This window comes from Enterobacter sp. JBIWA008, assembly GCF_019968765.1.
GTDB lineage: Bacteria > Pseudomonadota > Gammaproteobacteria > Enterobacterales > Enterobacteriaceae > Enterobacter.
The window spans coordinates 2969936-2984087 of record NZ_CP074149.1; the positions used below are offsets into that span (position 1 = coordinate 2969936).

The 14152-nt window shown below is 53.8% G+C and carries 15 protein-coding genes and 3 tRNA genes; 9 read left to right on the forward strand and 9 right to left on the reverse strand.

The genetic code is table 11. The features are described 5' to 3' along the window. Positions 1–5: 5 nt before the first annotated feature. A complete protein-coding gene (gene azuC, locus KGP24_RS14325; RefSeq protein WP_014884364.1) occupies positions 6–89 on the reverse strand; it encodes a stress response protein AzuC in 84 nt (27 codons plus the stop codon). A 234-nt stretch (positions 90–323) separates the two neighbouring features. Between azuC and yecR the strand changes: the two genes are divergently transcribed. The 3 genes from yecR (at position 324) to tyrP (ending at position 2824) form a co-directional block, all read left to right on the forward strand. Next, the gene (gene yecR / locus KGP24_RS14330; protein WP_223560880.1) at positions 324–662 is read left to right on the forward strand and encodes a YecR family lipoprotein; all 339 of its coding nucleotides are present in this window, start codon (positions 324–326) and stop codon (positions 660–662) included. Positions 663–864: 202 nt separating this feature from the next. Next, a complete protein-coding gene (ftnA, locus tag KGP24_RS14335) occupies positions 865–1362 on the forward strand; it encodes a non-heme ferritin (protein WP_023336146.1) in 498 nt (165 codons plus the stop codon). Between the two features lie 310 nt (positions 1363–1672). Next, positions 1673–2824, forward strand: a complete 1152-nt coding sequence (tyrP, locus tag KGP24_RS14340; protein ID WP_245403330.1) for a tyrosine transporter TyrP — start codon at positions 1673–1675, stop codon at positions 2822–2824. A 33-nt stretch (positions 2825–2857) separates the two neighbouring features. Here the strand turns inward: tyrP and KGP24_RS14345 are convergent, their stop codons facing one another. Next, on the reverse strand, positions 2858–3526 hold the full coding sequence (locus KGP24_RS14345; protein WP_223560881.1) for a YecA family protein: 669 nt from the start codon (positions 3524–3526) through the stop codon (positions 2858–2860). A 425-nt stretch (positions 3527–3951) separates the two neighbouring features. Between KGP24_RS14345 and KGP24_RS14350 the strand changes: the two genes are divergently transcribed. The 5 genes from KGP24_RS14350 (at position 3952) to KGP24_RS14370 (ending at position 8958) form a co-directional block, all read left to right on the forward strand. Beyond that, positions 3952–5073, forward strand: a complete 1122-nt coding sequence (locus KGP24_RS14350; RefSeq protein WP_223560882.1) for a branched-chain amino acid ABC transporter substrate-binding protein — start codon at positions 3952–3954, stop codon at positions 5071–5073. A gap of 99 nt (positions 5074–5172) precedes the next feature. Beyond that, positions 5173–6087 (forward strand): branched-chain amino acid ABC transporter permease LivH, encoded by a 915-nt coding sequence (locus KGP24_RS14355; protein ID WP_223560883.1) that lies wholly within the window; start codon positions 5173–5175, stop codon positions 6085–6087. A gap of 11 nt (positions 6088–6098) precedes the next feature. Next, complete coding sequence (gene livM / locus KGP24_RS14360; RefSeq protein WP_223563509.1) at positions 6099–7373, forward strand: high-affinity branched-chain amino acid ABC transporter permease LivM; 1275 nt, start codon at positions 6099–6101, stop codon at positions 7371–7373. Continuing rightward, positions 7370–8245: an ATP-binding cassette domain-containing protein gene (locus KGP24_RS14365; protein WP_223560884.1), complete on the forward strand. Its 876-nt coding sequence runs from the start codon at positions 7370–7372 to the stop codon at positions 8243–8245. Before livM ends, KGP24_RS14365 begins: the two co-directional genes overlap by 4 nt. Beyond that, the gene (locus KGP24_RS14370; RefSeq protein ID WP_223560885.1) at positions 8242–8958 is read left to right on the forward strand and encodes an ABC transporter ATP-binding protein; all 717 of its coding nucleotides are present in this window, start codon (positions 8242–8244) and stop codon (positions 8956–8958) included. Before KGP24_RS14365 ends, KGP24_RS14370 begins: the two co-directional genes overlap by 4 nt. Positions 8959–9040: 82 nt before the next feature. On the opposite strand, the gene KGP24_RS14375 is transcribed toward KGP24_RS14370, so the two are convergent. The 6 genes from KGP24_RS14375 to uvrY all read right to left on the reverse strand — a co-directional run bounded on the left by KGP24_RS14375 (position 9041) and on the right by uvrY (position 12577). Beyond that, positions 9041–9127: transfer RNA gene (locus tag KGP24_RS14375), tRNA-Leu, on the reverse strand. Positions 9128–9138: 11 nt separating this feature from the next. Continuing rightward, a tRNA-Cys gene (locus KGP24_RS14380) sits at positions 9139–9212 on the reverse strand. Between the two features lie 46 nt (positions 9213–9258). Beyond that, positions 9259–9334, reverse strand: a tRNA-Gly gene (locus KGP24_RS14385). Positions 9335–9486: 152 nt separating this feature from the next. After that, a complete protein-coding gene (gene pgsA / locus KGP24_RS14390; RefSeq protein WP_023336158.1) occupies positions 9487–10035 on the reverse strand; it encodes a CDP-diacylglycerol--glycerol-3-phosphate 3-phosphatidyltransferase in 549 nt (182 codons plus the stop codon). A 56-nt stretch (positions 10036–10091) separates the two neighbouring features. Continuing rightward, positions 10092–11924, reverse strand: a complete 1833-nt coding sequence (uvrC, locus tag KGP24_RS14395; protein WP_223560886.1) for an excinuclease ABC subunit UvrC — start codon at positions 11922–11924, stop codon at positions 10092–10094. Then, the gene (gene uvrY / locus KGP24_RS14400) at positions 11921–12577 is read right to left on the reverse strand and encodes a UvrY/SirA/GacA family response regulator transcription factor (protein ID WP_013096026.1); all 657 of its coding nucleotides are present in this window, start codon (positions 12575–12577) and stop codon (positions 11921–11923) included. Before uvrY ends, uvrC begins: the two co-directional genes overlap by 4 nt. A 466-nt stretch (positions 12578–13043) precedes the next feature. Here uvrY and KGP24_RS14405 point away from each other — a divergent pair, with 466 nt between their 5' ends. Further along, the gene (locus KGP24_RS14405) at positions 13044–13268 is read left to right on the forward strand and encodes a DUF2594 family protein (RefSeq protein ID WP_223560887.1); all 225 of its coding nucleotides are present in this window, start codon (positions 13044–13046) and stop codon (positions 13266–13268) included. 66 nt (positions 13269–13334) lie between these two features. Here the strand turns inward: KGP24_RS14405 and sdiA are convergent, their stop codons facing one another. After that, a complete protein-coding gene (sdiA, locus tag KGP24_RS14410) occupies positions 13335–14057 on the reverse strand; it encodes a transcriptional regulator SdiA (protein WP_223560888.1) in 723 nt (240 codons plus the stop codon). Positions 14058–14152 lie beyond the last annotated feature (95 nt).

The following is a 14152-nucleotide window of genomic DNA, read 5'->3' on the forward strand; positions in this document are numbered from 1 at the left end:
TTTTATCAGAACATGGCGCCCGGCGGCACGTCTTTGAACGTGCGGCAGTAATTGGCCCACATGCTTTTCAGGATTTTGCGCAGTTTCACGATGATGCTCCATTAACTTGTTATACAACTTTATCGTCAACGCGCTCATAATATGACCGTCATCACAAAAATCAACCATTTTGTGATTATAATCACATTTTTTATTAAGGGTGTCCTGATAGCGCTCCCCTCTGTCCCGTTGCGAAGAGTGAGGGCAGATTGTCCGGCTATTCCAGGCATTGCAGCGGGCATCTGCGGGTACGATAACGTATTTCCAGCCACTCAGAGCGAACCATGAAAAGAGTCATTGTAGCCGGCACAATCCTGCTGCTCGCGGGGTGTAGTATTAACCGCCAGGCTGAAGTCAGTAGCCTCGACGCGCCGAACGGCATCGTCCGCCTCGACTACGGCCAGGCAGTGCTGCAAAATGCGTATTCCGATGAGTATGTGAATAACAGCACGGCGGCAAAAGCGTGTCAGAGCATGGGGTATGCCACCGCCTCAGCCTATGGTCAGCCCATTAAAACCTGCACTCTGACGAGCGGCTCTTTGTGCCTGAACGAGAGCGTGACTATCCAGTATAAATGTATGGGATACGCCGTTAATCCTAAGTCAAATAATCCGTGGTATTAATCGAAACTGCCAGCAGGTGCTGGCAGTTTATTTCATTACGAACAAAAACAATTCTCATTAATAAATTATAAAAACCGCCAATGCGTTTTATTCCCATTCGTATTTTAAATAAAAAATAAAAATTTTACGTTTTGCAAATAATTAAATAACAAATTATAGTGTCGCTCATTGTGAACCAGAAATAATAATCCGGAGCGTCACCATGCTGAAAACTGAAATGATCGACAAGCTCAACGCGCAAATGAACCTTGAGCTTTTTTCATCCCTGCTCTACCAGCAGATGAGCGCCTGGTGCAGCTACCACAGTTTCGAGGGCGCTGCCGCGTTTCTGCGTCGTCACGCTCAGGAAGAGATGACCCACATGCAGCGTCTGTTTGATTATCTGACAGATACGGGCAGCCTGCCGCGCATTGAAACCGTGACATCACCCTTTGCTGAGTATAATTCTCTCGATGAACTGTTCCGCGCCACCTACGAGCACGAGCAGCTGATCACGCAGAAAATTAACGAACTGGTTCATGCGGCGATGACCAGCCAGGATTATCCAACCTTTAATTTCCTGCAGTGGTACGTCGCTGAGCAACACGAAGAAGAGAAGCTGTTTAAATCCGTGCTGGATAAATTATCTCTGGTAGGGAAATCCGGCGAAGGTCTTTACTTTATTGATAAAGAACTTTCCACTCTTGATACGCAGAATTAATATCAATGCGGTGCTGGTTTCCGGCACCGCGTTAATTTACCTTCCCTCCCCCGCCTGAAACACGCCTTTTATTCCCTGTTCGCTTTGTTTACGTCACGCCTGAGCGTCGCCACGCGTCACAGGAGTAGCAGCAGCGCAATACGTAAACCTTTCATTACACACCTTGTAACGGTGGTTTGACGAATTACCCCTTTTGCCTTACTCTGCGCCGCAGATTTATTCGCGATTAAGCATCGTTGTAGAGGAAAGCGTGAAAAACAGAACTCTGGGAAGTATTTTTATTGTCGCCGGAACGACAATTGGCGCAGGAATGCTGGCAATGCCCCTGGCAGCCGCGGGCGTGGGATTTGGCATGACCCTGCTGCTGCTGGGCACGCTCTGGGCGCTGATGTGTTATACCGCCCTGCTGCTGCTTGAGGTTTACCAGCACGTCCCCGCCGACACCGGTCTGGGTTCGCTTGCGGCGCGCTATCTCGGACGCTACGGCCAGTGGATAACCGGCTTTAGCATGATGTTCCTGATGTATGCCCTGACCGCCGCCTATATCAGCGGCGCCGGGGAGCTCATCGCCTCCAGCGTCAACGACTGGTCTGGCTCTGACATTACCCCAGCGACGGGGGCTATCTTCTTTGCGCTCATCGGCGGCGGCGTGGTCTGCGTGGGGACATCGCTGGTCGATCTGTTTAACCGTTTTCTGTTCAGCGCCAAAATTCTCTTCCTGATTGTCATGCTGGTGCTGCTGGCGCCGCACGTGCACAAGGTCAACCTGCTGACGCTGCCGCTGGAAAAAGGGCTGGCGCTTTCCGCGATCCCGGTCATTTTCACCTCGTTTGGCTTCCACGGCAGCGTGCCGAGCATCGTCAGCTATATGAACGGCGATATCCGCAAGCTGCGCCGCGTCTTTGTTATCGGCAGCGCAATCCCGCTGATCGCCTATATTTTCTGGCAGCTGGTGACGCTGGGCAGCATTGACTCTTCAACCTTTATTGGGCTGATGGCGCAACACGCTGGCCTGAACGGTTTTCTGCTGGCGCTGCGCGAGGTCGTCACCTCCCCGCACGTGGAGCTGGCGGTGCACCTGTTTGCTGACCTGGCGCTGGCAACCTCGTTCCTGGGGGTCGCGCTCGGCCTGTTTGATTATCTGGCTGACCTGTTCCAGCGTCGCAATACCGCGGCCGGACGGTTGCAGACGGGCGCAATCACCTTCCTGCCGCCGCTGGCGTTCGCGCTGTTTTACCCACGCGGGTTTGTGATGGCGCTGGGGTACGCTGGGGTGGCGCTCTCTATTCTGGCCCTGCTGCTCCCTTCCCTGCTGGCGTGGAAAAGCCGCCAGCAGCATCCTCAGCAGGGATATCGCGTGGCGGGCGGAAAACCGCTGCTGTGCATTGTATTTGGCTGCGGGGTGGTGATTATTCTGGTGCAGATGTTGATTGCGGCCGGAATGCTGCCGGAAGTGGGTTAAATAAAAAAGGGGCTATCATCAGCCCCTTTTTTTTCAGTGCAAATAGCAGCTCTTAAACTTCTTCCCGCTGCCGCAAGGACACGGATCGTTACGCCCGACCTTCGTGCCGTTCACCGTCGGCTTCTTCACTTCCGGCTGCTGCGGGTTGTTAACCCAGTATTGATATAAACGCAGTGCCGCAGGCTGGATGCTCTCGATGCTGGCGATATACTCCTCTTCGGACAGTTCATCCAGCTTTTCGCTGTTCTCTTCCGTCCCGTGCAGGGCAATCACGTCAAGATCGGCCTTCAGGGCTTCCGGCAAGGCTGACCAGTCCGTCAGCGCCACACCGCGCATGTAGCCATAACACCACTCTTCCACCACGGTATAGCTCTCACCGTCAACGTCGTTATAACCGAACATCGGTTCAAACTGATCCGGGTACTCGCTCAGGCGCTCGGCAATATCGTTCATATGCTTAAAGCAGAGATCGATAAAACGGTTCATCTCGCGATCGTTTTTCCAGCGCGGAATGTACTTCTCGCCGCCCCACACCGCCACCAGCCAGGCATCTGGCTCAACGACAACAGGACCGGAAAGCACTGCGGTAAGCATGCCGTCCAGTTCGGACACGTCAATCACGGACGCGTCATCATGACCGTAAGACATTAACGTCTCTTCAAGCCACGCCATTTCGCTTTCATTCAATGGGCCTTCAGTCATCGCTGATACTCCTGCAAAAAAGGAAACGATCCTAACACATATCTCACGCCTCTCCGGGCTGAAGTTTAGGTCTTTATTGCTGCAAAAACGTGCAAATCGTGACCTTTGCACAACTTATGGGCTTTATTGTTAACGATATGTGATCTCCGCTGTAATTTCTTCTCCTCCCGTAAGGCGGCATAACGCGGCGCTCTATACTCAAACATGTCGCATGCTCGTCAATGGGTTAACCATTCTGGCAACGTTTTTGCTTAACGTTCTTCGCGCGCCCCTGCGCAGGGAAATCTCGCCGTAATATGCAGGATGCCGTCTGTATCTTGTTCGTTTAGTGCATTTTGTTCTTGCTCGTGTTTCGGATTGGCTGCGCCGTCGGGCGTTCGGGTTTACGCCGTGGTGCAAAAACCTCTTTGCTAAGGAACATAATAATGTCGCTGAAATTTATCAGAACTCCTCTTTCTCTTGTGTTGGCCAGTTGCCTGGTGACGGCGTTTTCCGCCCGGGCAGATATTGTGATTGGCGTGGCCGGGCCGTTCACGGGTCCGAATGCCACCTATGGCGATCAGTACTGGCACGGCGCAACGCAGGCCGCTGAAGACATTAATGCCGCAGGCGGCATTAACGGCGAGAAGATCAAACTGGTTCAGGGGGATGATGCCTGTGAGCCCAAGCAGGCCGTGGCCGTCGCCAACCGTTTAGTTGACCAGGATAAAGTCAACGCCGTGGTCGGCCATTTCTGCTCCTCTTCCACAATGCCCGCCTCCGAGGTGTATAGCGACGCAGGCATTATTGCGATTACACCCGGCTCAACTAACCCGCTGATCACCGAACGCGGCATGAGCGATATTTTCCGCATGTGCGGACGCGACGATCAGCAGGGTCAGGTTGCCAGCGACTTCATCATCGACAAGCTGAAAGCCAGGCGCGTGGTGATTATTCACGATAAAGACACCTACGGTCAGGGTCTGGCTGACGCCACCAAAGCGGCGCTGGCGAAACGCGGGGTTCAGGATGTGATGTATGAGGGGTTATCTCGCGGTGAAAAAGACTTTAACGCGCTGGTGACGAAGATCGGCGCGCAAAAACCGGACGTCGTGTTCTTCGGTGGCTGTCACCCGGAAGCCGGTCCGCTGGTTCGCCAGATGCGCGAACAGGGCGTGCAGGCGAAATTCTTCTCCGGCGACTGTATTGTCAACGAAGAGATGGTGACCGCCGCGGGGGGCCCGCAATACACGAACGGCATTTACATGACCTTCGGTAAAGATCCGCGCCTTATCCCGGACGGTAAAGCGGTTATCGAGAAATTCCGCGCCGGTAAATTCGAACCGGAAGGTTACACCCTTTACTCCTATGCCTCAGTACAGGCCATTGCCGCGGCCTTCAAGGCCACCGGTGGCAAGGACTCCGCCAAAGCCAGCGAATGGCTGAAAGCCAATTCCGTCGACACGGTAATGGGCAAAAAAGCCTGGGACAGCAAAGGCGATCTGAAAGTGTCTGACTACGTGGTTTACCAGTGGGACGACAAAGGCAAATATAAGGAAGTGCAGTAACGGGACGGAGTCACGCTCAACGTCGACGGGCCTGCCCGTCGGCGCGTAATAAACATCAGGCTGCGCGGCTCGCGCAGCCTATAAAACGAGCGCGCTAAGATGAGTACATTCTTCCTGCAACAGTTAATTAATGGCTTAACGCTGGGCTCCGTCTACGGCCTGATCGCCATCGGCTACACCATGGTGTACGGCATTATCGGCATGATCAATTTCGCCCACGGCGAAGTGTATATGATTTCCGCCTATCTCTGCGCCATCGGCCTGGCGCTGCTCTCTTTCTTCGGTCTGCAGTCTTTTCCGCTGCTGATCCTCGGCACGCTGGCGTTCACCATCGTGGTAACCGGGGTGTACGGCTGGACCATCGAGCGTATCGCCTACAAACCGCTGCGCAACTCCACGCGCCTGGCACCGCTGATCTCCGCCATCGGCATGTCGCTTATCCTGCAAAACTACGCGCAGCTGAGCCAGGGCCCGCGCCAGCAAGGGGTTCCGACCATGCTGGACGGCGTGATTCGCCTGCATCTGGGCGACGGGTTCGTGCAGATAACCTACACCAAAGTGTTTATCCTGGTTGCCTCGTTTGCCGGCATGCTGGTACTCACCTGGATAATCAACCGTACCCGGCTGGGGCGGATGTGCCGCGCGGTTCAGCAGGATCGTAAGATGGCCGCCATTCTGGGGATTAACACCGACCGGATTATTTCTCTGGTCTTTGTCATCGGTGCGGCGATGGCGGGCCTGGCGGGGGTGCTGATCACCATGAACTACGGCACCTTTGATTTCTACGTCGGGTTCGTGATCGGCATTAAAGCCTTTACTGCAGCGGTACTCGGCGGCATCGGCTCCCTCCCCGGCGCCATGCTCGGTGGCCTCATCCTTGGCGTGGCGGAAGCACAGTTCTCGGGCATGGTGAACTCGGACTATAAGGATGTCTTTTCGTTCGGCCTGCTGGTCATGATCCTTATTTTCCGTCCCCAGGGCCTGCTTGGGCGCCCGATTGTAGCCAAAGTGTGAGGGAGAGAATGATGACATCACACGGTTTTTCACTTAAACGCTGCATGCTGGACGCGATTTTTTCCGGGCTGATTGCGCTGATAATCTTCGGCCCAATAGCGGGCGTGGTGCTGGACGGGTACAGCTTTAACTTTGCCGGACAGCGGCTGGCCTGGATGGTTGGCATCGTCATGCTCGGGCGTTTTCTGTTGAGCGTCTTTTTAGGTACCGCCGCGGGCGCGCGTTTCCAGGCACGCTTCGAGGCCGATAGCGCGGGCGTATATGTCCGGCCATCGGAATACAAAAGCCGCATGCGCTGGATTATTCCGCTGGTGATTGCTCTTGCGGTTTGCTTTCCGTTTGTCGCCACTAAATATGTGCTGACCGTCGCCATTCTCGGGCTGATCTACGTGCTTCTCGGCCTGGGGCTGAATATCGTCGTGGGTCTTGCCGGTCTGCTGGACCTGGGATATGTCGCATTCTACGCGATCGGGGCGTACGGCCTGGCGCTGGGATACCAGTATCTCGGCTTAGGCTTCTGGAGCATGCTGCCGCTGGCGGCAATTATGGCCGCCGCCGCAGGCGCCCTGCTCGGTTTCCCGGTACTGCGCATGCACGGTGACTATCTGGCCATCGTCACCCTCGGGTTCGGGGAGATCATTCGCCTGATACTGAACAACTGGCTGACCTTCACCGGCGGACCCAACGGCGTGTCGGCCCCTCCCCCCACCCTCTTCGGTCTGGAATTTGGTCGGCGCGCGAAAGAAGGAGGGGTGCCCTTCCACGAATTTTTCCACCTGACCTACAACCCGAACATGAAGTTTATTTTTATCTACACGGTGCTGTTCCTGGTGGTGATGCTGGTGCTCTATATCAAGCACCGCCTGACGCGAATGCCGATTGGACGGGCGTGGGAAGCACTGCGTGAAGACGAAATTGCCTGCCGCTCATTGGGGCTGAATCATGTTCTGGTTAAGCTTTCGGCCTTTACGCTGGGCGCATCGACCGCGGGGATTGCCGGCGTATTCTTCGCCACCTATCAGGGGTTCGTGAACCCGACCTCCTTCACCTTCTTTGAGTCGGCACTGATCCTCGCTATTGTGGTGCTGGGCGGTATGGGCTCTACGCCTGGCGTGGTGCTGGCCGCCTTTGTGCTCACGGTAACGCCGGAACTGCTGCGCAGTTTTGCCGAGTACCGCGTCCTGCTGTTTGGCATGCTGATGGTGGTGATGATGATCTGGCGTCCACGCGGTTTGATCCGCATTAACCGCAGCGGGTTCGCCGTGCGTAAGGGCGTCGCGCCATGAACGAAACGATATTACGCGTTGAACATCTGATGATGCACTTCGGCGGAATTAAGGCGCTAAACGACGTCAACCTGGACGTGCAGCGTGGATCAATTACCGCCCTGATTGGGCCAAACGGGGCGGGAAAAACAACCGTGTTTAACTGCCTGACGGGCTTCTACAGGGCTTCCGGCGGCAACATTTTATTTAATACCCGCACTAAAACGACCAACGTTATTCAGGTCCTCGGACAAAAATTCCAGCCGGGCGACTGGATTAACCCCGCGCAGTTCGGGCAGCGTCTGTTCTACAAAATGTTTGGCGGAACGCATCTGGTCAACCGCGCCGGGCTGGCGCGCACGTTTCAGAATATCCGTCTTTTTCGCGAGATGTCGGTCGTGGAAAACCTGCTGGTTGCGCAGCATATGCGGGTGAACCGCAATTTGCTCGCCGGGATCTTAAATACGCCGTCCTACCGGCGGGCGGAAAGCGACGCCCTGGACAGAGCCTTCTACTGGCTGGAAGTGGTGGATCTGGTGGAGTGCGCCAATCGCCTGGCGGGAGAGATGTCGTACGGCCAGCAGCGGCGTCTGGAAATTGCACGGGCAATGTGCACAGGGCCGGAAATGATCTGTCTGGATGAACCCGCCGCAGGGCTGAACCCGGTTGAAACGCATAAGCTGAGCGGCATTATTCGCTTTCTGCGGGATCATCATGACATCACGGTATTGCTGATTGAGCATGATATGGGGATGGTGATGGAAATTTCGGACGACGTTATCGTGCTCGACCACGGCGATGTGATTGCCAGAGGAAAACCCGAGCAGATCCAGCATGATGAAAAGGTCATTGCCGCCTACCTGGGTACGGACGAAAGCGAGGTCACCCTATGAGCGAACCGCTGCTGGCATTTCGCGAGGTGGATGTGTTTTACGGCGTCATTCAGGCGCTGAAGCAGGTTTCCCTCGAGGTCAATAAAGGGGAAACCGTGGCGCTGATTGGCGCAAACGGCGCGGGTAAATCGACACTGCTGATGTCCATCTTTGGCCAGCCCCGTATCCGCAACGGGCAGATCCTTTTCGGTGGTGAAGATATCAGCCATCAATCCACCCACTACGTCGCGTCCGGCGGCATTGCGCAGGCGCCGGAAGGCAGACGAATCTTCCCGGATATGACCGTTGAAGAGAACCTGCTGATGGGGACCATCCCCATCGGCAGCCAGTTTGCCGCTGAGGATATGCAAACCATGTTCGACCTTTTCCCCCGCCTCAAGGAGCGACGCAAGCAGCGCGCGATGACCATGTCAGGCGGGGAACAGCAGATGCTGGCGATCGCCCGGGCGCTGATGAGCCGTCCGAAGCTGCTGCTGCTGGATGAACCAAGCCTGGGCTTAGCACCGATAGTGGTGAAGCAGATCTTCCAGACCCTTCGCGAGCTTGCCCGTAACGGCATGACCATCTTTCTGGTAGAGCAGAATGCGCATCACGCGTTGAAACTTTCCGACCGCGGGTATGTGATGGTTAACGGGCAGATCCGGTTGAGCGGCAGCGGCGAGGAGCTGCTGGGAAATCAGGAGGTCAGGAAGGCTTATCTGGGCGGGGTGTGAGGCGGATATTCAGGTACAAAAAAACCACCTTTCGGTGGTTTCACGACACTGCTTATTGCTTTGATTATTCTTTGTTTTCCCATGGTAGCCGGAGTGGGACTTGAACCCACACAGCGCGAACGCCGAGGGATTTTAAATCCCTTGTGTCTACCGATTCCACCATCCGGCCAGGGAAGAAAGTGGAGGCGCGTTCCGGAGTCGAACCGGACTAGACGGATTTGCAATCCGCTACATAACCGCTTTGCTAACGCGCCGTAAAACTTTTCTAACTGACACCCGCAACTGCGCATGTCTTTAATCTGGAGCGGGAAACGAGACTCGAACTCGCGACCCCGACCTTGGCAAGGTCGTGCTCTACCAACTGAGCTATTCCCGCATGCTATCAAGTAACTCTCTAACCACTTGATTTCATTATCGTCCGACTTGCTGTGCCGCCGTTCGATGCGTTGCATTCTACTGATATGACGTTATGAGTCAACGTTATTTTTTGCATCCCCGGATCGTTTGCTGAAATTTACGGCGAAACGATCACTGATCAAGCAAATCCCCGCGTGCAGCGTTCAAATATTGCAGCATGGACCACAGAGTCAGTACTGCCGCTACCCACAGGAGACCAATCCCCGCCCACTCGACCCAGGCGTTCGGACGCCAGAGCATCCAGACCAGCGCCGCCATCTGCGCCGTCGTTTTCACTTTACCAATCCAGGAAACCGCTACGCTGCTGCGTTTGCCCAGTTCAGCCATCCACTCGCGCAGTGCAGAGATAATGATCTCACGGCCGATCATGGTAGCCGCAGGCAGCGTTACCCACCAGGTGTGATAGTGCTCGGCCACCAGAACCATGGCGATAGCGACCATCACTTTATCCGCCACCGGATCGAGGAAGGCGCCAAAACGGGTGCTTTGATTCCAGCGGCGCGCCAGATATCCATCAAACCAGTCGGTGACTGCCGCGATCAGAAAGAGCAATGCGCAGGCGAAAGGTGCCCAAACGACCGGCAGATAAAACGCCAGTACAAAGAACGGGATGAGTACAACACGAAAGAGAGTGAGCAACGTAGGGATATTATATTGCATAGTGACGGTAACTATTTGTTGTCAGTAAAATTTAGCTCTATGTTGCTACAGAGCCCTCAATGTTTCAACGAGTAGTAGATCTTTTCTGCCAGCCCTTGCGAAATACCCGGCACTTTTGCAATTTCCTCCATGCTGGCGTTGAGTAACCCTTGCAATCCGCCCATATATTTCAGCAGCATCTGGCGACGCTTTGGCCCCACGCCTTCAATGGTCTCCAGCGAACTGGTGTTTTTCACCTTCGCCCGTTTTTTGCGGTGACCGCTGATGGCATGGTCGTGTGATTCATCGCGAATATGCTGAATGACGTGCAGCGCCGGAGAATCCGGCGGCAGGCTGAATCCCTCACCTTCCGGCTCGAAGAACAATGTCTCCAGGCCGGCCTTACGATCGGCCCCTTTTGCGACACCCAGCAGCAGCGGATGGTTTTTATCCCAGCTGACATCAAGCGATTCAAATACCGCTTTCGCCTGGCCTAGCTGCCCTTTCCCACCGTCAATCAGGATCACATCCGGGATTTTGCTCTCTTCTATGGCTTTACCATAGCGACGACGAAGCACCTGATTCATGGCCGCATAGTCATCACCCGGCGTGATCCCGGTGATGTTATAGCGGCGATACTCGGCGCGTAGCGGGCCGTTAGCATCAAACACCACGCAGGACGCTACCGTCTGTTCCCCCATCGTATGACTGATGTCGAAACATTCCATTCGCTTCACTTCCGGCAACTTTAACAGCGTCGCCAGCGCCGTTAAACGCTGGTTAACCGTCGACTGCTGCGACAGCTTAGTGGTGAGTGCCGTCGCCGCGTTGGTTCGCGCCAGCTTCAGATAACGCGCGCGATCGCCGCGTGGTTTGGTTTGAACATTGACCCGACGCCCCGCCAGTTCAGAGAGCGAATCGGCAAGCAGGGTTTTATCGTCAAGATTAAAATCGAGCAGGATCTCAGAAGGGAGCGTACGCATCTGGCTCCCCTGTAGATAGAACTGGCCGACAAAGGTTTCCACCACTTCACCCAGTTCGGTACCGCCGGGCACTTTCGGGAAATAGCTGCGGCTGCCGAGCACTTTGCCCTGGCGAATAAACAGCACGTGCACGCAGGCCATTCCGGCGTCAAAGGCTACGCCGATGACGTCGAGATCGTCACCGGTGTTCGAGACAAACTGTTTCTCAGTGACTCTGCGCACCGCCTGGATTTGGTCGCGGATACGCGCGGCCTCTTCGAACTCGAGTGCGGCGCTAGCTTTTTCCATCCGCGCGATCAGCTGCGTTAAGACCTGATCGTCTTTTCCGGCCAGGAACAGGCGCACATAGTCCACCTGCTGAGCATACTCTTCTTCACTTACCAGCCCCGCCACGCAGGGCCCCAGGCAGCGCCCAATCTGGTACTGCAGGCACGGGCGCGAGCGGTTACGGTAAACGCTGTTTTCACACTGGCGGATCGGGAAGATTTTTTGCAGCAGCGCCAGCGTTTCACGCACGGCATAACCATTAGGGAATGGCCCGAAGTATTCGCCCTTAGCGTGTTTTGCACCGCGGTGCATGGCCAGGCGCGGATGGGTGTCGCCGCTCAGAAAAATAAACGGGTAGGATTTATCATCACGCAGCAGGACGTTATAGCGTGGCTGGTAGAGCTTAATATAGTTGTGCTCAAGCAGCAGCGCTTCTGTCTCGGTGTGCGTGACGGTGACATCAATATTCTGAATGAGTGAGACCAGCGCTTCGGTCTTCCGTGAGGCCAGGTTGCTGCGAAAATAGCTGGAGAGACGTTTTTTAAGATCTTTTGCCTTCCCCACATAGATAACCGTACCGCCAGCGTCATACATGCGATAGACGCCAGGCTGGCTGGTTACGGTTTTCAGAAATGCTTTTGAATCGAACACATCACTCACTGACTTAACAACGTCTCCGCATTACACAAACCATGCCGGATGGCCAGATGTGTCAGTTCAACGTCACCATGAATGTTCAGTTTACTGAACATCCGGTAACGGTAGCTGTTCACCGTTTTCGGGCTGAGATTCAACTGTTCCGAGATCTCATTCACCTTCTGACCTTTGGTGATCATCAGCATAATCTGCAATTCACGCTCGGACAAACTGGCAAAGGGTGATTCGGTTTTCTCGGGCTCGATCTGACTCAGCGCCATCTGCTGAGCGATATCGGAAGCAATGTAGCGCTGTCCGGCAAACACAGAACGGATTGCATTGACGACTTCCTGCGGCGCGGCCCCTTTACTCAGGTACCCCGCTGCGCCCGCCTGCATCACTTTCGCGGGCAGTGGGTTTTCGGTATGCACGGTCAGCATGATGACTTTTGTATCGACAAAGGTACGCGCAATTTTGCGTGTTGCTTCAAGACCGCCGATACCGGGCATATTCATATCCATCAGTACCACATCGGCCGAGTTTGTGCGGCACCATTTTACCGCATCTTCGCCACAGCAGGCCTCACCGGCAACTTTAATACCTTTAATATCTTCAAGAATGCGTCGTATCCCTGCGCGCACCAGTTCGTGGTCATCAACAAGAAGGACGTTGATCAAAGGAAATGTCTCCAGAATAGGGATAACGCTACTGAGTGATAATTTGGTTTATATTAACGGTTTTTATCACAAGATTAAAACGTTAAAAAATCGGCTATTCGATTTCCCTCTCGTTTTTGGAAATTAGGCTGTACAGTCCATGGAAAGAGAGACCGTGCATTTAGGGCTTTTGCAGCTTTTTTTAAGCATCTGTATTCAAAAAGTTACAAAAAACTTGCAGGCTTTCCCTGCAAAAAAACAGTTCTCAAATTTTTGTAACAATAATTAACGGCAAGCGAACCAGGGGTAAACAATTAATTGCCATAAACAGCGGCTCAGTTTACCGGCTCGCTTTGTTTACGCAATTAAACACCCGCGTAAAAGTACAAAAAACAACCACTGCATTTTTTGCGTCAGCTTGTGGTATACTCCGCCGCCTTGACTTTCGTCGTCGCGTTTTAGCGCCGTTAAATAATGAGGAAAATAAATGAGCACATCTGAATTTGCCACTGCGGAGAATAACCAGGAACTGGCACAGGAAGTCAACTGCCTGAAAGCGCTGCTGACGCTGATGCTGCAGGCGATGGGCCAGGCTGATGCCGGTCGTGTGATCATTAAAATGGAAAAACAAATCGCGGAGATGGAAGACCAGGCTGAATCAGCAGTATTTGCGAACACTGTTAAGCAAATCAAACAAGCCTACCGCCAGTAACAAAAAACGGCTGAATGCAGGGCATTCAGCCGTTATCTCGTCTGTCACGCAGAACGTCTTATCTACTCAAATCAGCCCCGTAGCCGCCGCGTAGCATGCGATCTGCGTTTTATTTGGCGCATTGAATTTTTTCTGCATATTTTTTTGATGGAAGTTAACGGTATTCTCGGAGATAGAGAGAATGATCGCTATTTCCGCTGAGGTCTTCCCTTCCGCAGTCCATTTCAGAATTTCACGCTCGCGCTTGCTAAATTTCATTTCGGGCGGCATGACCATCTCATCGTCAAAACGCATCAGAGAGGTTAAGGCCATTTGCACCAGCATTTGCAATCGCAGCTCTATTTCCTCATGGGCTAATGCCCCCTCCCGTACACTAGTGCGAGAAACTGACAGGAAGCCGAGCGCATGATTAGGCAGCATCAGGCACTGCGTTATTCCCGCGCGTAAACCGTGGTCCTGCGCGCTGTGCCATAATTCCTGCGCCTCAGCGAATAATGCGTCTGTCCAGGGGAGATGCCCCTGAATGAAATTCTCCGGTTTTAAAACCGGATCGATCGCGAAATAGTTCGCGGATTGATATTGCGCCATCCACAGCTTTGGGTAAGTGGTATGCAGTGAGATTTTAGGGCGCGTAAATGGCACGGGATGGCGCACGCAGAGCGCGTAATAATCGAATTCCAGCGCCTGAGTTTGTTGCTCCAGCTCATGATATACCTCTGCAGCACAGGTCAATTCCTGAAAGCGGAGGGAGCAATCCCGTCGCCAGGTGAAAAAGTCTAAATCCTTCATACTTACTAAATGAAGCCTCTGAACAGATAATCATTATTATGGTGAATATAAGCTAACACATAAAACTTTTTTCTAACCGCAAAATATCTGTAATA

Bases quoted from the DNA above. Each gene is read 5' to 3' on its own strand.
- yecR (WP_223560880.1), top strand. From the start codon at position 324: ATGAAAAGAGTCATTGTAGCCGGCACAATCCTGCTGCTCGCGGGGTGT.
- ftnA (WP_023336146.1), top strand. From the start codon at position 865: ATGCTGAAAACTGAAATGATCGACAAGCTCAACGCGCAAATGAACCTT.
- tyrP (WP_245403330.1), top strand. From the start codon at position 1,673: ATGCTGGCAATGCCCCTGGCAGCCGCGGGCGTGGGATTTGGCATGACC.
- KGP24_RS14345 (WP_223560881.1), bottom strand. From the start codon at position 3,526: ATGACTGAAGGCCCATTGAATGAAAGCGAAATGGCGTGGCTTGAAGAG.
- KGP24_RS14350 (WP_223560882.1), top strand. From the start codon at position 3,952: ATGTCGCTGAAATTTATCAGAACTCCTCTTTCTCTTGTGTTGGCCAGT.
- KGP24_RS14355 (WP_223560883.1), top strand. From the start codon at position 5,173: ATGAGTACATTCTTCCTGCAACAGTTAATTAATGGCTTAACGCTGGGC.
- livM (WP_223563509.1), top strand. From the start codon at position 6,099: ATGACATCACACGGTTTTTCACTTAAACGCTGCATGCTGGACGCGATT.
- KGP24_RS14365 (WP_223560884.1), top strand. From the start codon at position 7,370: ATGAACGAAACGATATTACGCGTTGAACATCTGATGATGCACTTCGGC.
- KGP24_RS14370 (WP_223560885.1), top strand. From the start codon at position 8,242: ATGAGCGAACCGCTGCTGGCATTTCGCGAGGTGGATGTGTTTTACGGC.
- pgsA (WP_023336158.1), bottom strand. From the start codon at position 10,035: ATGCAATATAATATCCCTACGTTGCTCACTCTCTTTCGTGTTGTACTC.
- KGP24_RS14405 (WP_223560887.1), top strand. From the start codon at position 13,044: ATGAGCACATCTGAATTTGCCACTGCGGAGAATAACCAGGAACTGGCA.
- sdiA (WP_223560888.1), bottom strand. From the start codon at position 14,057: ATGAAGGATTTAGACTTTTTCACCTGGCGACGGGATTGCTCCCTCCGC.